The sequence below is a fragment of the Pseudoflavitalea rhizosphaerae genome, assembly GCF_003991355.1.
GTDB lineage: Bacteria > Bacteroidota > Bacteroidia > Chitinophagales > Chitinophagaceae > Pseudobacter > Pseudobacter rhizosphaerae.
The window spans coordinates 185,838-203,275 of sequence record NZ_RCSU01000005.1; the positions used below are offsets into that span (position 1 = coordinate 185,838).

The 17,438-nt window shown below is 40.3% G+C and carries 10 protein-coding genes; 9 read left to right on the plus strand and 1 reads right to left on the minus strand.

Features of this window, described 5'->3' with window-relative positions:
- Nucleotides 1-2: 2 nt before the first annotated feature.
- From D9Y29_RS10555 to D9Y29_RS10585, 7 genes are all read left to right on the plus strand, one after another.
- Nucleotides 3-6,266 carry a P-loop domain-containing protein gene (locus D9Y29_RS10555; RefSeq protein ID WP_127127804.1) on the plus strand — a complete coding sequence of 2,088 codons (6,264 nt, stop codon included), beginning with the start codon at nucleotides 3-5 and terminating at the stop codon, nucleotides 6,264-6,266.
- Nucleotides 6,223-6,939, plus strand: a complete 717-nt coding sequence (locus D9Y29_RS10560) for a hypothetical protein (RefSeq protein WP_127127806.1) — start codon at nucleotides 6,223-6,225, stop codon at nucleotides 6,937-6,939. The genes D9Y29_RS10555 and D9Y29_RS10560 overlap by 44 nt, the downstream gene beginning before the upstream one ends.
- Nucleotides 6,940-6,943: 4 nt before the next feature.
- On the plus strand, nucleotides 6,944-8,308 hold the full coding sequence (locus D9Y29_RS10565; RefSeq protein ID WP_127127808.1) for a hypothetical protein: 1,365 nt from the start codon (nucleotides 6,944-6,946) through the stop codon (nucleotides 8,306-8,308).
- Nucleotides 8,281-8,937: a condensin complex protein MksE gene (locus D9Y29_RS10570; protein WP_127127810.1), complete on the plus strand. Its 657-nt coding sequence runs from the start codon at nucleotides 8,281-8,283 to the stop codon at nucleotides 8,935-8,937. Before D9Y29_RS10565 ends, D9Y29_RS10570 begins: the two co-directional genes overlap by 28 nt.
- Nucleotides 8,934-12,182 carry a hypothetical protein gene (locus D9Y29_RS10575; RefSeq protein ID WP_127127812.1) on the plus strand — a complete coding sequence of 1,083 codons (3,249 nt, stop codon included), beginning with the start codon at nucleotides 8,934-8,936 and terminating at the stop codon, nucleotides 12,180-12,182. The genes D9Y29_RS10570 and D9Y29_RS10575 overlap by 4 nt, the downstream gene beginning before the upstream one ends.
- Nucleotides 12,179-13,123 carry a toprim domain-containing protein gene (locus tag D9Y29_RS10580; protein ID WP_127127814.1) on the plus strand — a complete coding sequence of 315 codons (945 nt, stop codon included), beginning with the start codon at nucleotides 12,179-12,181 and terminating at the stop codon, nucleotides 13,121-13,123. Before D9Y29_RS10575 ends, D9Y29_RS10580 begins: the two co-directional genes overlap by 4 nt.
- A 448-nt stretch (nucleotides 13,124-13,571) precedes the next feature.
- The gene (locus D9Y29_RS10585; RefSeq protein WP_127127816.1) at nucleotides 13,572-14,378 is read left to right on the plus strand and encodes a DNA alkylation repair protein; all 807 of its coding nucleotides are present in this window, start codon (nucleotides 13,572-13,574) and stop codon (nucleotides 14,376-14,378) included.
- A 55-nt stretch (nucleotides 14,379-14,433) separates the two neighbouring features.
- Here the strand turns inward: D9Y29_RS10585 and D9Y29_RS10590 are convergent, their stop codons facing one another.
- Nucleotides 14,434-15,441: a terpene synthase family protein gene (locus tag D9Y29_RS10590; protein ID WP_127127818.1), complete on the minus strand. Its 1,008-nt coding sequence runs from the start codon at nucleotides 15,439-15,441 to the stop codon at nucleotides 14,434-14,436.
- Between the two features lie 340 nt (nucleotides 15,442-15,781).
- On the opposite strand from D9Y29_RS10590, the gene D9Y29_RS10595 reads away from it, so the two are divergent.
- Both D9Y29_RS10595 and D9Y29_RS10600 read left to right on the plus strand, forming a co-directional pair.
- The gene (locus D9Y29_RS10595) at nucleotides 15,782-16,210 is read left to right on the plus strand and encodes a hypothetical protein (protein WP_127127820.1); all 429 of its coding nucleotides are present in this window, start codon (nucleotides 15,782-15,784) and stop codon (nucleotides 16,208-16,210) included.
- Between the two features lie 38 nt (nucleotides 16,211-16,248).
- Nucleotides 16,249-17,430 (plus strand): ankyrin repeat domain-containing protein, encoded by a 1,182-nt coding sequence (locus D9Y29_RS10600; RefSeq protein WP_127127823.1) that lies wholly within the window; start codon nucleotides 16,249-16,251, stop codon nucleotides 17,428-17,430.
- Nucleotides 17,431-17,438: the final 8 nt, after the last annotated feature.

Below are 17,438 nucleotides of genomic sequence, written 5' to 3' on the forward strand. Positions count from 1 at the left end.
CTATGTCAAACGATTTAGTAGCATATTCAAGAGCAGGAGATGTTTTTCATTACAGGTGGGCCGCCAGGCGCTGCCTAAGGCTTATATACCCTAACTCTTGTTTGACAGGAGTATATATTGAAGGTTCACCCGAAACAGGAAAAGCTGGAGAATATGTAATAGACGTTTCGGAATATAGTACTGAAGATGCAGGGAAGAAAAAGATAGACTACTATCAGTTGAAGCATACTACTGTCCAGGAAGATGAGCCATTTACCATAAGTGACTTAAAAGATACTTTTATCGGTTTTGCTGCAAGATATATCAAGCATAAAAATGAGAATAACCCGGATGTTTCCATTTCCTTTACTGTAATTACGAACAGAAAAGTTGCAGACTCATTCAGGGCAAACCTATCGGCAATCATAAAAAAGGAAAAGGTCGATTCTGTTTTTAAGAAAACAATCGAAAGCTATACTAGTCTCTCTGGAGATGATCTGGTGTCATTCTGCAACATGCTCTACTTAGAGGATGGTGAAGGAAACTACAACATTCAAAAAGATGAATTAAGAATAGAATTAGCTCAACTGATTGCGGGTTCTATTGAAAATGCACAAATTGAAAATCTTGTAGCCTTAGTACAAGAAAAGGTATTGCCCGATACAGACGGTAGGATTAATCGGGAAGATGTTTTAAAGCGCTTTGGCATAACCTCTGAAAAAGAGCTATATCCGGCGCCAGCTAAATGGGATGAGCTTACTAACATAATCGAGCGCAGGCAACATACAATTCTTAAAGACAGTATTGCGAGCTTATCACATCCTGTTATCGTACATGCAGCCGGCGGCGTAGGAAAATCCGTTTTCTGTCGCCAGCTAATCAATTCTTTGCCCGAAGAATCTTTAGGTATTGCTTACGATTGCTTTGGTGCAGGTAGTTACAGAAATCGAAGTGAATCCCGGCATAAACATAGAGATGCATTGGTGCAAATTGTAAATGAACTTGCTTCCAAAGGTTTATGTGATCCATTGATCGTTCAGAATACAACACTGGATGAGGATATTATGCGGAAATTCCTTCAACGAATTGAAGCCTCTGTTAAGTCTTTAAAAAAAGTAGCTAAGGAAGCCCAATTATTCATTTTAGTTGACGCTGCAGACAATGCAGAGATGGCAGCCATCGAATATACGCAATCCTGTTTTGCTCATGAGTTATTACGTGAGACTATGCCGGATGGATGCAAGCTGGTGCTATTATGCAGAACCGAACGCATCCATTTATTACAACCGCAAAGTTTTATTAGTCAATTAGAGCTGGAACCATTTTCAGAGGATGAAACTCTGGCAAATTTAAAAAAATGGTTTCCCGATGCGAATGAAAAGGATGGGATTGAATTCCATCGTTTAACGTTTGGCAATCCGCGAGTTCAGGCAAATGCTTTGGATGTAAAACATGACTCAATTCATAAGTTATTAGCCTCATTAGGACCGTCAGGAACCTCTGTTGAAAAGCAAATAGAGCATCAGTTAAATGCTGCTGTATCAAAAATGAGAGACCTGATCCCACAGGAGCATCATCATCAAATTAATTCAATATGCCTGGGCTTAGCCAGCTTGCCTCCTCACATTCCCATTGATGTTTTGTCAAAAGTGGCCAACGTCAGTGTCGATCATGTAAAAAGTTTTGTTTCCGACATTGGTCGTTCTTTGTGGTTGTATGACACTTCTATACAGTTCAGAGATGAGCCAACAGAAACCTGGTTTAGAAATACATTCCTCGTTACTAAAAAGAACTACGAAGAATATATTGCAGCTTTAGAGCCACTCGCTCATCAGTTGCCGTATGTGGCGGAGGTCTTGCCGCAGCTATATCTGCAAGCGGGGCAATACAATAAATTAATTGCCATTGCACTTTCAGACGACTTTTTGCCTGAAAACAACCCTATTGATGCCCGCAATATCCGCGTATATCGTTTACAATTTGCTTTTAAAGCAGCGCTTAAACTCAAAAATTTTAAAGATGCCATTAAGCTGGCAATGAGAGCCGGTGAAGAGATTGCAGGAAATCAGCGGCAAATAGGGCTTTTTAGGTCAAATATCGACTTACTTGCAACGCTCCAAAGCAAGGAAAAAGTTCAGGAAATTGCTTTTAAAAGATTATTAAGCAGCAGGTGGGATGGTTCTGAAAATATATATTCCGCTTCATTACTTTCTGGAATATCAGATTATAAAGGAGAAGGAAGAGGCTACCTGCGGGCTGCAATGAATTGGCTGCACATTCAATTTGAGGAGCAGAGAAAAAATGATGATCGTTATAACCAAGATGTTGTTCAGGATGATGACATTTTGGAACTTGCCTATGCACATCTAAACATTCATGGTGTAAGTGGTTGTACTGACTTTCTTTTTAGTTTAAAACCCAAAGAAGCCCTATTCAGGACTGTGCAGGATTTAGCAGGAAGGCTTGTTGACCTGGGGAGATTTGATGAGATAAATGATCTAATAGGCCGATTTGTTCAAGAACCCTATTATCTGGTTGCCACAGTTAGTAGGCTAGTAGAAATTGGGAGATTTCCTCAATCGAATGAAATAGAAACATGTCTAAATCTACTCTGCTTCCGGAAAAGTAGAATTAGAAAATCGAAAGGATTTTTCAATGACAGGATAACTCCGGCTATTATTTCTTTTTTGGAAGCATGCGTGTATCGGGGGTTGCCCAGGTTAAAGATATTGATGGCTTTAAATCATTACGTGCCACTCAAGGCTAACCGAATGGTTTATAGCGCTCATTCGTTAAGTGAAAGGTCCATCTATCTTAAGGCGCTTGCCATACGTGCAGTATTATTGAACAAGCTAGAAGTTGATATAGAAGCTATTTCACCAGATGAATTTTCCAGCAAGAAGAAAAACCAAGAGTTGGATAATGACTTTAAAGAATTTAAAGAAGTAATCTATGGCTTATTTCCCTGGTATTTGTTAAGGGTTCAGATTCTATTTGACAAACAAATAAAACTTCTTGATGTTGTTGGTTCAGTCAATGGTACTACAATAAAGGCCCGAACCAGTAGATACAGAAGCTATGATATGCTTCCTTACGAAATTGCTGAAATCTGTGCCGGTATATTGATCTTCTATCAACAAGGCGGCAACGAAGAGATAATCGAATTTTACCAAAGGTTTCTGCATAATGAAAAAGCTTTCAGATTACAGGACAAATCCCAACTTCTTCGTGCAGCCTGCAGGTCTCCTCATTTACTAAATATAAGACAGCCATTAGAACAGGCTACCTATGAATTAACGAAAACTAATCATGACGATGGACCTGATGAAATTGCTGGTAGATACATTGCTATTGCACGTGCGGTTTTGGTCATTTCACATAATGATTCCAGTGTATACTTTGATAAAGCTATAGAGATCGCTTCTAAATTTGGAGAAGAGCTTGTGCCTCGATGGGAAGCAATTGTGGCCCTGGCTCAAAGAGCTTGTGTGAAGCAAACAGTATCTGATGAATTGGGGTATCGTTTCATCAGATGTGCTGAGTTAGTGGGAGAAAATGTTTCCAGGGAAAAGCATTGGAGCAGAAGCGAAGCAATGCGTGTTTGCGCCAGGATGTCGCCAGGCATAGCCCTATCAGCCCTCAGCAGGTGGCGGGATAGGGATATAGGCCGCTTTGAATATCAGCTTGAAGCACTGTTGATGGAATTAGTCGGTTCCAAAACAATCTCAGCCAGTACAGGCTGGGCATTAAACCGTTTTTTTTCTTATCATCAATTGAACGAACTCCTGACAATCTGCTTAGAAAATGAGCCATCTGACAGTACACGGCAAAGCTTAGTTGCTGATGCTATTTACTTACTCCAAATAGAAGGCACAAGCAATACAAAATGGGATGAACTGGAAGAAATTGCAGTTAAGAATAACGTTAGCAATGAAGTACTAAAGACAATTACGGGCTTTCATACGCAACAAAAGAAAGAAGCTGAAAGTCCTGAAGATATATCAGGCAATAAGCAAAAGCAGGAATCTAAAAAAGATTGGGACGACCTTTTCAAGGACCTAAACATTGCAACACCTGAAGGCTTTGCTGCATTAATAGAGAGATTTAAATCGAAGCAGGGAAAAGACGATTTCAGATGGCGTTTGAGAGATTTATTAAAAGAAGCTATAGCCAGGCTGGAAGAAAACTCATTTTGGCCCTTCATTGATTTGATCTTCCTTTCTGAAGACATTAATCATTACGATGTTCAGGATCTCCTTTCTTCTATGCCTGAGGCATGGAAAGGCAAGGTGAGTTATCAAGCCAAGTTTCCAGGTGTTGTTTATAAGTTCGGAGAACATTATGCACATGAATTGACAAACGAATATTCTTTTAACTCTTTCAAAAAAGCAGTAAATCTTGATGAGCGTTTAACTGAGAAATTGATTGCAGGAATCACATCCGGCTTAGCGAATGGCGATGAGGTCTCCGATGCGCAACAGTTTTTCGGTTTTGTATTTCTGGTTTCATCCTACATCAGCGAACAAGATGCCGCTGAGTTAACCGATTATTCATTGTCCCGTTTTGAATTGCACATCGAAGAAGATTTTGGTGATAGTACATGGGGTAAGGATTTACATGTTACAAGTGATGCCAGCACAAACATTGCAGGATTTATTTGGTCGGCCCTCGGTTCGCCAAGAGCAGCAATGAGATGGAATGCAGCGCATTGTGTCAGAAAATTGGCAGACTTTAACTGTAACGATATCATTGATGCTTTAGTCCATTGGTTGAAACAAGATAAAGTAGGTGCGTTTGGGCACCATAAGTTTCCATTCTATAACCTTCATGCAAGGCAGTACCTTTTGATTGCATTTGCCAGGATAGCTATTGAAAAGCCTTCCATATTACATAAGCATAGCGATTTGTTTTTGCATTATGCATTATCCCAGGATCACGTTATTATCCAAAAATTCGCTTCAGACATCATTGTAGCGCTTGAACGTACATTCCCTGATACTTATAAAGCAGAGGTTTTAGAGGAAGCAAAGAATCTGGGAAAAAGTAACCTGCCAGTTCAGGTGGAAAAATATCAATATTCTACCGACAGTTATTGGCATAAGCAAGGAGAAGTTAAATCAGACATTGACTTTCATTTCGGTTTAGATATTGACAGCTATTGGTATGAACCACTTGGGAGAGTGTTTCATGTATCTGAAAACCAAATTGAAGATTTAGCTGCGAATGTAATTGTAAATGAGTGGGGGCTGGGTGATAAAAATGGATTTAATGATGATCCAAGGGTTATTCTTTGGAACCGTTCCAACAATGATCGGGAAACATGCCATGATCACGGAACCTACCCTAGAACCGACAATTTAGATTTTTACTTGTCTTATCACGCTATGCTTGTTGTTGCAGCAAGACTAATTCAAAAAATGCCCGTTATCATAACAAGAGATGATTCTGACGATGAACCATGGTCTTACTGGCTATCGAGGCATTTACTGACACGTCCCGATGGCAAGTGGTTGGCAGATTGTAGAGACCCGTTGCCACCAAACAGGCCCTTGTGGGTTTCAGAAGAAAAAAAAGATACCTGGCAAACTGAAATCACAGAAGAAGATTTTTTGAATTACATGCAGGCAGAAATAAACGGGGAATTGTGGGTCAATGTAAAAGGAGGCTGGCATGAAAAGAATAACGAAAGAAAAGAAACCGTTTCTATTTCAACGGCACTTGTGTCACCTAAGACCTCAGATGCTCTTTTACGGGCACTGGCGACTAGCAGCGATCCATATGATTATAAGCTACCTTCTTTTGATGAAGAAGATATGGAAGTTGAGTCCGGCTCATTTCAACTTAAAGGCTGGATCAATGAACGTCACAATTCAAAGGAATTGGATCAATTTGATCCTTACGCGGATGAAATAGACTATCCCCCATACTCATTGGGTAGCACGATAGCTGAAAAATTAGGCTTGTCACCAGATCCGGATGGTAAGACCTGGCAAATCGCTCATAGCGCTGAAGTTGCATTGTCTTGCGAAACATGGAGCAGCCATAGAGAAGGACGGGATGAAGAACCCAATCAATCAGGAATGCGATTGAAAGCTAAACTTTCATTTTTAAAAGGACTCTGTTCAACGCTTGGCTGCGACTTAATATTCGACGTTGGCATTAAAAGAGATATAAGCTATCGGTATGATCGGGAGAATAGGGAATATACAAAACCACAACACAAAATATTTATACTATCAGCAGATGGAAAACTCAGAACTACAGGAGCAAATTATCAACTTGGGTAAACTCTTTGTGCAGGAGCTAAAACTAGATCCATGCAGCGACACTTTTTCTAAGTGGATGGCTCATTATATAGCGGAAAAGATGAAAATAGCGGAACAGGCCATGTCCGATGAGGATAAGAAAGAAGCAGAAAGAGAATGCTTCGAAACTATTCTGGCATTGTGGAAACACAGATGGTTACTGCCTTCCCGTAAACGACCATTGGAAGAATTTGAACCCATTCTGAAAACGCTTGAGCGGCTTAATCACGAGGAACAGGAGCCGTACTTTTATCATTCGTTAGATCATGAATTGTCTGAACTGGAGAAAAACAACCCGGATCTAAAAGAGATAACAGACTATACCGATATGGCTTTGCAAATTGACAAAGCAGCCAGAATTTGGATAGAGTTCGTTTTGAGTCAGGCTGCTTTAAAAGCTAAAAATGAAAAAACAGACTCCTTCCTTGATAATTCAATAAACATCCGCGACAATGATGATGCAAGGATTTTAAGAATAGTTTTAGACAGTGACCCCGCCATCAGTTTTGAAAACTACAAAGAAGGTAATGTCCAAAAGAAGTACCAAAGCGAAAAATTGAAGAAGAGAATTGAAGAGCTAGAAAGATTTTCAAAGTTGAATGAAGTTCTGTTAGAAAAATATAGAAAAGACCTGGCAACTATAGAAGCAGATTAATCGCATGTCTTTACCTAACCATACAAACTTCGATTTCCTTGCAGAAATCGCAAAGGAACATACCTATCGCCTGCTTTTTCCCGATGCAAAAGCAGGCATGGCGATAATATTGCTGTATGAAAAGCTGGAGAATGGTGCTTTCCCCGACAAATTCTTTAAAGAGTCCGATATACACGATGCATTGCTAAAAGTATCTTCCGTTAATCTAAACAACGGGCAATACCACCTAAAAGAGCAATACAATGCCATGATCAGCGATTTACAGGAATATTTCCTGCGCTATGATGAAGACAAACAGCAATACAGCTTTAAGGAATATGCCTACAACTTTTGCAGGCATGCCAAGGAAACACTCAAGTCATTTTTCGACCCCACACAAATTGAAGTAATCTGCACCAACCTCCGTGATAAACTCATCGGCTGCAGCACACAAGAAAAAGTACAGGAGTGGTTTGACCTGGATTTTTCAGCCTTCAAACCCCGCTTAAAAAACCAATTAGATTACCTCGATAAGCAGATTGATCAATCCGTAGCGGACCTAAGAGAAAATAAAAAACTCAGCTTACAGGAAGGAACAATTTTAGATACGTTACGCCAGATTGACGAACGCTTTGAAGTCATCCGTAGCCAAAATAAAGAATTGCGAACCGCTTTCCGGGCAACAGAGGAAATAAGAAGGCTGCTCAACAAATATGCAGAGCAATACGACAGCGACGAAATACATAGAGGCACAGATGGTGCCATTTCCTTTTTTCAGGAAATGCGCCACGTACTATTATTGATTGATAAAAGGCTCGACCGGATACAACCCCGGATAAAGCAACTCTTCAGCAATTTAAATAAACCACTCTTTAATGTAAGGATAGAGAAATTTCTGGGCTACTTAATCCGCAACAGTACAGAAACGAATGTAGAAGGTAAAAAGGAATTGTCATTGCCGGCTGGCATTCATCATACAATAACCAGTCTTGCCATCTCAAACTTCACGATTGTAGAGCGAAAGACCTACCTGTTTCCTGTCAAACCTAAAAAACGCATTGTAGCTGTAGAAACCCCTGAGCTAAAACAAAAAGCATTTGCAACAACCATCCGCCAGGTATTTCAACAAGATGATGTAACACGATGGTTGGGTATAATAGCAAAACAATTGGCAGAAGAAAAGCAAGTGGATTTATCCGATTGTTTTTTCAGGATCATTCAGGAGGAAAAAGGAGATAACACATTAGGCCTGGCAATTTCAGTACTATATCGAGCAATAAAACGGTACGAACAGCAGCAGCAATATAGCGTAACAATAAACCCAGCCGTTACAAAAAGTCGTCAGGGAATAAAAACAACATTATGGCAGATAACAATACAACAGAAATAACGCCCTGGTCATTCCTGGAGGACAGTGAGGCTGAGAATTATTTTGCCAGGGTAGACTATGCGCTCAAAAACGGCAGGCATATCCAGCAATGGAAAGAACAAGCTTGGTGGTTCCGTTTTATTGCCAATAATGAAGAGAGTATCAAACAATACTACCGCACCTACTTTGGAGTTAAGTTGGAGCATGGAGGAGAAGCAAACGACAAATATTATTACCTCGACTTTATGCCCGATTCAAGAGGAAACATACCGATTGACAACAGGCATTTTCTGCAGAACGAATATGTAATTGTTGGCTTTATGCTGTACAAAGCCATTTTTATTGATAACTACATAGAACTATCCTCAGTAAAAGCCTTCCAGCGTATGCTCAGGCAGGATTATGAAGAGTTTAAAGAAGGTCTGTTCCGGGTATTGGCAAAGGCAAAGAACCTAAAAATTACAGAAATGACAGAAAAGAAAATGGATGCTGTGGTAGCAAATGCAATGAAGGCGTTTGAAAAAATAGGATGGGTTGAATTGCAGGAAGACAATTTTGACGTATTACCATCATTCCAAAGATTGCCAAAACTGTATGCCGATTATATCAACAATATTGACGAATGGATTAAAATAGAAGCAACCAAATGAAGCAATATCCCCGCATATATTCTTTATCCACTCTGGGGTTAATACACCACCAAGAGTTTGACTATTTATTCCACCCTTTCCGTACAGATTTCATAGGCGAAAGCGGCTCAGGCAAAAGCATGATAGCCGACCTGATACAACTCATTTTTGTTGGATCCGATGCCTTTGAATCGGCTACTAAAGCAACAGGGAAAAGAGAGCCGGAAGGAATGGTACTCACTGAAGGTGGGCATAGCAAAACAATGGGCTATGCTTTGTTGAATATAGAAATGCAACCCAACAAATACCTGGTTGCAGGTGCTTATATAGAAACAGGCAATAGAAATGTGCAGGCATTTATTATCCAACAAGGGTTTGACAAAAATGAGATAGTTTACCTGGACAAGCCAATACTGCATAAAGACCTTGTAGTGGATGATAATATTCAGCCACTCGATCAGCTAAAAGATATTTTAACAGACAAGGGCTTGCTTTGCCAATCATGGTCGAGGTTAAAAAAATACCACGAGCTGCTGTACAAACAAAACATTCTACCTATAGACCTTTCAGCCAACGACAGGCAACTGAAAGACTATGCCGAAATCCTGCAGTCGTTTTCAAGAGGCAAACTTTTAGATACGCAAAGAAGTAGTAGCCTTAAAGACTTTTTATTCGGTAGAGATACGGCCAACAGTATTTACGAAACGTATAAGACAGCAGTAAAAGACATGGAGGCAACCATAGGAGAATACGGCTCCAACCTTCAGGAAATAGCCCGTGTAACCGAAAAAGAAGCCGCCCTGTTGACACTTAAAAAGAATCGGGATGAGCGGGACCAGTATCAAAAAATATGGATAGACCAGCAGCTATTGTATGCAAACCAGGAGACCCATACACTTCGTAGAGAAATAACTGATATCATTACAGAGTTTGCAAAAGCAAAACAACACTACAGTATTATTCACGAGCTGCTGAAAGCAGAAATCACTCATCTTGAATCAGCAATCCCTGAATTAGAAATAGAAAAACAAGCTTTAAGTAATAAATACGATGAAAGCCTGCTGACTTACAGAGAAACCGGGAAGGTGCAAAAATGGCTACAGGAGGCTAACTGTACATTAGAACAGCTTCGTGACAAGTATGAAGAAAATAACCTGGTTCGCTCAAAAAAGGGAAATCTTCAAAACCTGACAAAAGAACTAAAATCGAAAAATCTTGAAACAGCATTTGACCAGCTTGAAGTAAAAGATACTATTGAATCGCTCAATCAGTTTTTAACCGATACAATCGCAGCGCTAAAAATTGAACTTGAAACTAAAGAAATACTTAAGCGGTTTTCAAACCTCAATGACCCCGATTCGTTTGCCAACTGGGCCATAGCGCAAAAAAGAGCATTTACGCTCGAAGAAGAAAGCGCCATCATCGGGTTTCAAAATCTACCAAGGAAAAAGCCCTCAAACAATAAAGACTATTTGCCGTCTCCCAAAGAGTTTATCGATGCCTTGGAGATAGTTGAAAAAGAAGCGACCGGCTTTTGGATAAACTTAAAAGGCATAAGAAAATTTGTGCTATACACGCCCAAACAAATATTTGATACGACCGACACGCAAACCATTACATCCTATTTTTCGGCATATTCCACCTCGCTTGATAAGGATATCACCAATGCCAAAAAGAAGCTGGCTGATTATCCCGCAATACAAACGATACTGCTAACCCTCCCCAATCCAACAGAAGCATTAGCGGCTTATAATGATAAAGAAAGAGTGACCGCCTACAAGCTGATAGATTCTTTACAGGTTGGGGAGACAGATTTTGCCAAAGCCTTAGAGGTATATAAAAACAAATCCGAAATTGAAGATGGCTACAACGAGGCAAAGCAAAAGCTGGACGAGATTCGGGAGCAGATTACGGATAGCAAAACCCAGCTAGGTGTGTTCAAGTCATATCAGGGCGTTGCTAACAACGCTACAGATAATTTTACTACTCAACTAGAAAGTAACGATGAATTTGGGAGCATAATTTTGGAAATAGCCAGAACATATGAACTGACTAAAGGCAATGTTCAGGCAACATTTAAACAGGCTTTAGACAAAGGCGCATTTATAAAGGACAGCCAGCATGATATACTGCCTAAATTGTCAGCTATCTCCGGTATTCAAAATAAGATTAAAGAATATGAGGAATGGAAAACAAAGCTCGAAAAGGTAAAGCATCAATACCAGGGATTATACAATGAGTTGCCCGAAAATATAATTTCGGATACTTATATTCCTAACCCTGACAAGGAATATGATGCATTTATAATAGCAGACACAGAATATTTTAGCAGTTATAAAAAGATCATTCAGCAGTATATTCCATCGGAGGCATATAGATTAGAAGAAGACGACAATTTAAGCGAGTTGGCAAAAAGTCTGTTACCGCAAGCGTTTCACGATGCGGTTCTTTCCGACCAATCCGAAGAGACCATTATAGAAACAATAGCAAATTACCTGCACCGTATTAATGATAAAAACCGGCAATTAAACAACCGGAAAATACAAAAGATAAAAGACCTACTGCATGATGTAGATGTTGCTGCCTCACAACAGGAAAACATTATCCGCAGAATTGACAATTTTCTAAAGGATGAAACAAGCATTACCGGAGGGTACAAAGCCAGGTTAAAAAAAACAACTTCTATTTTATTCCCAAAAGAATGGATGAGCCGTTTTCAGGAGAACCTGGAAGACACATCCAATAATTTTACTGGTAGGCTGGCTGAAAAAATAGACCTGGAAAATATGATCATAACCGCATTCTTGGATTGTGGCGGACATGCGGGGATGCAGGTAACAGCACAAAAGCTATTAGACCCTTCTGTTTATTACGAAGTAGAATTCAAAATGGAATCAGCTACAGGCAGGATCAATAAAGGCAGCACGGGGCAAACATACGCAGCTATCGCACTACTGTGCATCGCCAGGCTTTCTGTAATGGATAATGAAGAAGGAAAAAAACAGCAACCGGCAGTACGAATAATGCCTATTGATGAAGCAGAAGGATTAGGTTCAAACTACGACATGCTGCACGACATTGCCCAGCTTTACGACTACCAGATTATCTCACTTTCCATTGGTCCGGTAGGCAAATTTAAAGATGGGGAACAGTACCTCTACATACTCCATAAAAATATGGAAGAAGAAGCGGCCGTAAATTATACACCGATGGCTATTTTATGTGAAGCAGATAAATCAGCAATACAGAACGAAATTGAAATATGAAAACAGCATTGACATGGCGGCATTTAAAAGCATTAAATCAATTGTACGTTGATAAACGTACCGATGCTAAGATTACAGACAACGGCTATATCGCTAACGTGTTAATGGCACAAAAAAGATTACTGAAATTCAAACCAGGTAATAATAAAATACTCGAAGCTGCACCTAAATATGCTGCTTTTTACGAAGAGAATTTCAAACAGGATTTCGAGCAATATGCTCGGTTTTTACAATCTGCCAATCTGGAGGATGATGCGAGGAGAAAATATACCGAAGATGATATCCAGTCGTTAATGTTCATAGTAGAACAAAAAGAAGAGTTAGTTAGGAACCTAACAACTCTTAAGACATTTTCAGGGAAGATTTTTAAAGATAAAGGCTCTAAGTACTTAGAAAATAAACCGGGATTAAAAAATGCCGTTTGTAAAATATTAGGTATAACAGACTTCCCTGAGAAGGATCCCCAAAATCTTCAATGGAGATTTGTAACGGATTGTATTAGCCCTAAATCTATTGTCTTGTGCGAGAACCTCGATCGACTAAAAAATCCATGGAAAGCGCGGGAAGCCAATTTGGAATTATGGTACGTTGGTGGAAATAATATAGGCATCATAGATTTCATTGATCCAGACAAATTACGCCTACCTATTTATTATTGCTGTGATTGGGATTTTCATGGCTTATCCATTTATTCCCGGATAAAACTTAAAATCCAATCTAAAGGTTATGAACTGAACTTATTAATTCCGGATGGTTACGAAATTGCGCTTCCAATCGATTCGCCACATCATAAGAGCAGATGGAATTTTAATAAAAGACTATCGGGCTTAAAGCAGGAGGACTTTTCTGATGAAGCCATTAATCTCATTAAACGGCTAATACAAGATAATAAGTGGATAGAAGAAGAGTCGCTGGATTTAATAGGCATGGTTACCAGCTAAATCTGGTTATATTCGATCATATTATATAAATATGTTTTGCATGATTTAATAGATTTACCACAATAGAATTTAATAAGATTACTACTAACTGTAGAGCTTTCCAACTATTTACAATTCACTCAATAGTCTTAAATCCGCTAAAAAGTGGTTCGAGTTTTGTACCACAGGGTTCACCTCATGGGACAAGTCTGAAAATAACAGATTTGTCCCATTTTTTTGCTCTGCAATTTTCGCCCTCATTTATACGCCACACACAATCTGGGTTTTCCATTTCCCGATTACAGCCTGCCAAACACAAATGATGAAACCGTAGATTTACAGGAGCGTCTAAAAAAAGGAAACTGATCACTGCGGTTTTTGCAATAGATACAAATCGTAATTTTACATACAGGTTTGTAGGTGCCAACTATATGAACAGGATAGATATTCAAGAACTGATTGAACAATCATGAACGAAGTAAAAAGAAAAGGGGCAAGAAGTACAAAGGATATTCCAATAGACATTTTAGCACAGCTAAACCGTGGTGAAATCGAAACTGCCAACCTTGTTGAGTGGTTGGCAGTTGACCAAAGACTTTTGCTTGAAAATTTGCTGAAACAGCATGAACGAACAGGTTATTTAAAACCTGTTTTGTCTAAAATTGACCAACTTAAAAAGCAGACCGTAAACACGATAAACGAAGCTATCGGAACAGGACTTTTTGAGCAAGTGACACAAAATGACGATAAAGGATTTTTGGCAATTATGTCAAATCATACTGCCGACCTTATTCGTTGTTGGACCACCTACACCATCGGGAAAAATGAAAACCTGAATATAACCGAAGCCCTCAATGAGATCCTGCCCTTTTCGGCAGACAAACATTTTGGGGTAAGGGAAATCAGTTGGATGGCTGTTAGGAATAAAATAGCCGCGGATTTAGAAAATAGCATTGCCATTCTTGCAGAATGGACAACCAGTAATGATGAAAATATAAGACGGTTCGCTACGGAAGCAATCCGTCCCCGTGGCGTATGGTGTGAACATATTGAACCCTTGAAACGGAACCCTGCATTGGCGTTACCCATCTTAGAGCCGTTGAAATCCGACCCTGCAAAATATGTACAGGAAAGCGTGGGTAATTGGCTGAATGACGCAAGCAAAACCTGCCCCGATTTCGTAAAGGAACTTTGCGGGCGTTGGGATAAGGAAAGTGGAACAAAAGAGACTAAGTACATTATCAAAAAAGCATTGAGAACTATCAATAAGCAATAGAAAATAAATCGAAAGCCCCAAAAAACTGAGCTAAGATGAAGCAGGTCCAGTAAGATCAACTTACATATTCTCCCTCTACATAGCCTCCGTTCACATAACGTGTAGTATCTGCAGTATGCCATTTATATATGCCCGCTATCATTACTCCAAGATCATGTACATAACCTTCAACCAGGTTTTGAAACTCACCAAAAAATGGAAGGTGTTTTTGCAGAATTAAGAATTCATCCAAATATTGATCATGGAGTTCAATAGACTTCATATAGGCATCACGCAAAGATAGCTTGTGATCATGTTGCATCACTTTTACAATATTCATGGTGTCACCTTCTCTGTGAAGTTCTTTGGGCAAGGAGATGAGATCATTATGTATTCCGATCATATAAGCACATAATGCTTGAATCCTCAGAATAAGAGGTTGGTCGAAAATTTCATCCGGAATTTTTCGGTATTCTTTTTGAAGGGCAACGTAAATGCAATATGGAAGAACGCCGCTGGTATCTGCACGGATGATCGTATACACTGGCAGTGGTGCGGTTGTGTTTGCTCTGCAGTAGGTCTTTTCTTCAGCGTAACCATCAAACACGGCATGTATGGATTTTACAAATCTCCTGTATAAGGTTTCAGGGAGCTCACATTCTATAGCAAATTGCCGCAGTTGCCAGTAAAAATGGAAAATACCTTTCTCTTTCGGCTCATCAGGTTCTCTGCCAGTTAAGATGTCATCTATCCGGGCACTTATTTTATACATTTCCTCCAGTGTGCATCGGTCAAAAAAATCATCCATCATAGATCCGTTAGCGGTATAGACCGACAAGGGACGAATTTCTTCTATCGATCTTAAAAAAGGTAGTCCACGGGTTGCAATATCCACGAAATGATGCTTTTTATGTTTCTCACGGGCTTCCATACTGTGAAAGCTGTATTCATCATCAATCCATTCGTAATATTCCTCACGTGCTTTTTGATAATCAGGATGGATTTCGTCTTGAAATGGGTATTTGATTTCCGGAAGACCTTCCAGTCCGGAATAGAACTCCTGATCTGAAATTGTTTTTTTCATAGTATTTAGGTTTAATGATTGATTATGCCCGTATGTCCAAACGCTGAAAAATAGTAAAGGGAAAAGAGGGAGTTGTGGTTAAAATAACCGCAAATTATGAGTTGCTATTTCGAAAAGAGAACCAGGAAATAAATATAAATAGAAAAAACAATATAGTTAATATAAGCAGTGCAATTAAAAGATTATGTGATCGAAAAATGTGGTTACCCGTAAAACGGGCAGGCTGAACGATCAATTAATCCGTCAAATCATATAACTTCATCAACACGCATCCCAGGAAGCTCTGAAAACATTGCAGTACTGGTTGTATTACCCTGATGCACACACTAAAAGTATTACTATGCCCGATTTTGAAAATTTGCATTTGGAGGAGGAACTGTTAATTGGGAATTATTCCTCCGGAATTACCGGAAATATTACAGTACAGTTCGACCTGGAAGAGGAGGCCCCTGCATTGGAAGATTTCAACGCATTGGTGGAAGAAGCGCGTGCCTGGACCCAAACACTTACAAAGGAAGTGCTGGAAGATTTGACGCGGCAAATGGCGATTGAGCTGACTGATTCAGCTTATGCCGGATCGGATTATGAGCCGGGAGCTGATGATTACAAAGGTCTCCAGGAAGAACTAACGCTGAAAGAGATCAGGTTTTACCCGGATGAAATGTATTCCCTCGTACTGGAAGCAAAAAAAGAATATCCGGATATGCTGATCTATTGCCAGATTAGCACAGACTTTGATATAGAAGACCTGATCGTGAGCGAAAGCTAAATATTCTACCTTAGTTGAATCAAACCATTATAATAGTCATGACCGCTTTGTTGAATGCATTAAAGACCCGTGACCTGGAACTGGCGGCCACCCTGGCCGGCCAGGGAGAGAAACTACCCGGCAACCTGCCTGATTATGAAGTAAGGCAACTCTTCGGTAACCTTCTGCAGGCTAAGGCATACCCGTTGTTATTGAACCTCGTCAGTGACGGCCTGATCGAAACCGATATCTATGAGTACGATAAACTTGAAAACGGTGTGTTCGAAGTACTATTCCGGTGGGTGAATGAAGATGATGACAAACTGCAATTCCTGCGCGACTTCCTTTCCAGGCTGGATAATGTTGGCGATGCAGTGCAGGACAAAACCCTGCTGGATATCGCCTTTGCTTTGCAGGTACCCCTTGCCGTTATCGGGGTATTGGTGGATACGGGCTGTAACCTGCACCGTAAGAACAATGCCGAGGCCAGCCATCTTTATAAAGTGGTGCAGGAATTTAATATAAAAGAGGAGAGAGGATTGCAGTACATTGAATACCTGTTAAATGAAGGTATCGATGTAAACGATGGCAACGTTGCAGGTGAAACGCCCCTGCACCTGGCTATCAGTAAAAATAAGAAGCCTTATATCCGGTTATTGCTGGAGAAAGGTGCAGACCTGAATCAGCCGGACGCCAAAGGTGAAACGCCATTTTACTGTGCCGTTGTACACCAGGTCTGCAATTCTGAAACCTACAGGTGGCTCACTGCATTTGCTTCGCCGGATCTCGATCGAACTACCAGGGATGGCGAAACGCTGTTGCTCGGCGCTGTGCGCATGCGTCGCAACGGCAATGAGGAAGAAGCTGGTCTGCTGACCGCCCTCATAGAAGATGGCGCCGATCTGTACCAGACCTCACCCCATTACGGAAAAGCCAAATCTGCACTCGACTGGATCTGCGAAAAACCATCGGGCTTTCTGAATGCTGCTCTTGCTGCCGGCGCTGCCGATGTACATCGCCGGAACGATGAGGGTAATACGCTCCTCCACCAGGTATGCGCATACAATGTCAACTATGATCAGGATGCTGCGCGGCAATTGTATCAAAAAGTAAAACTCCTCATCGCGGCAGGCGCTGATCCCAATGCTACTAACGACCAGGACCAAACGCCAATGATGCTGGCCGCACAAGACAATCTCAAAGCCAAAACAGTTGAACTATTGCTCAAACAAAAAGTGTAAAAAATGTC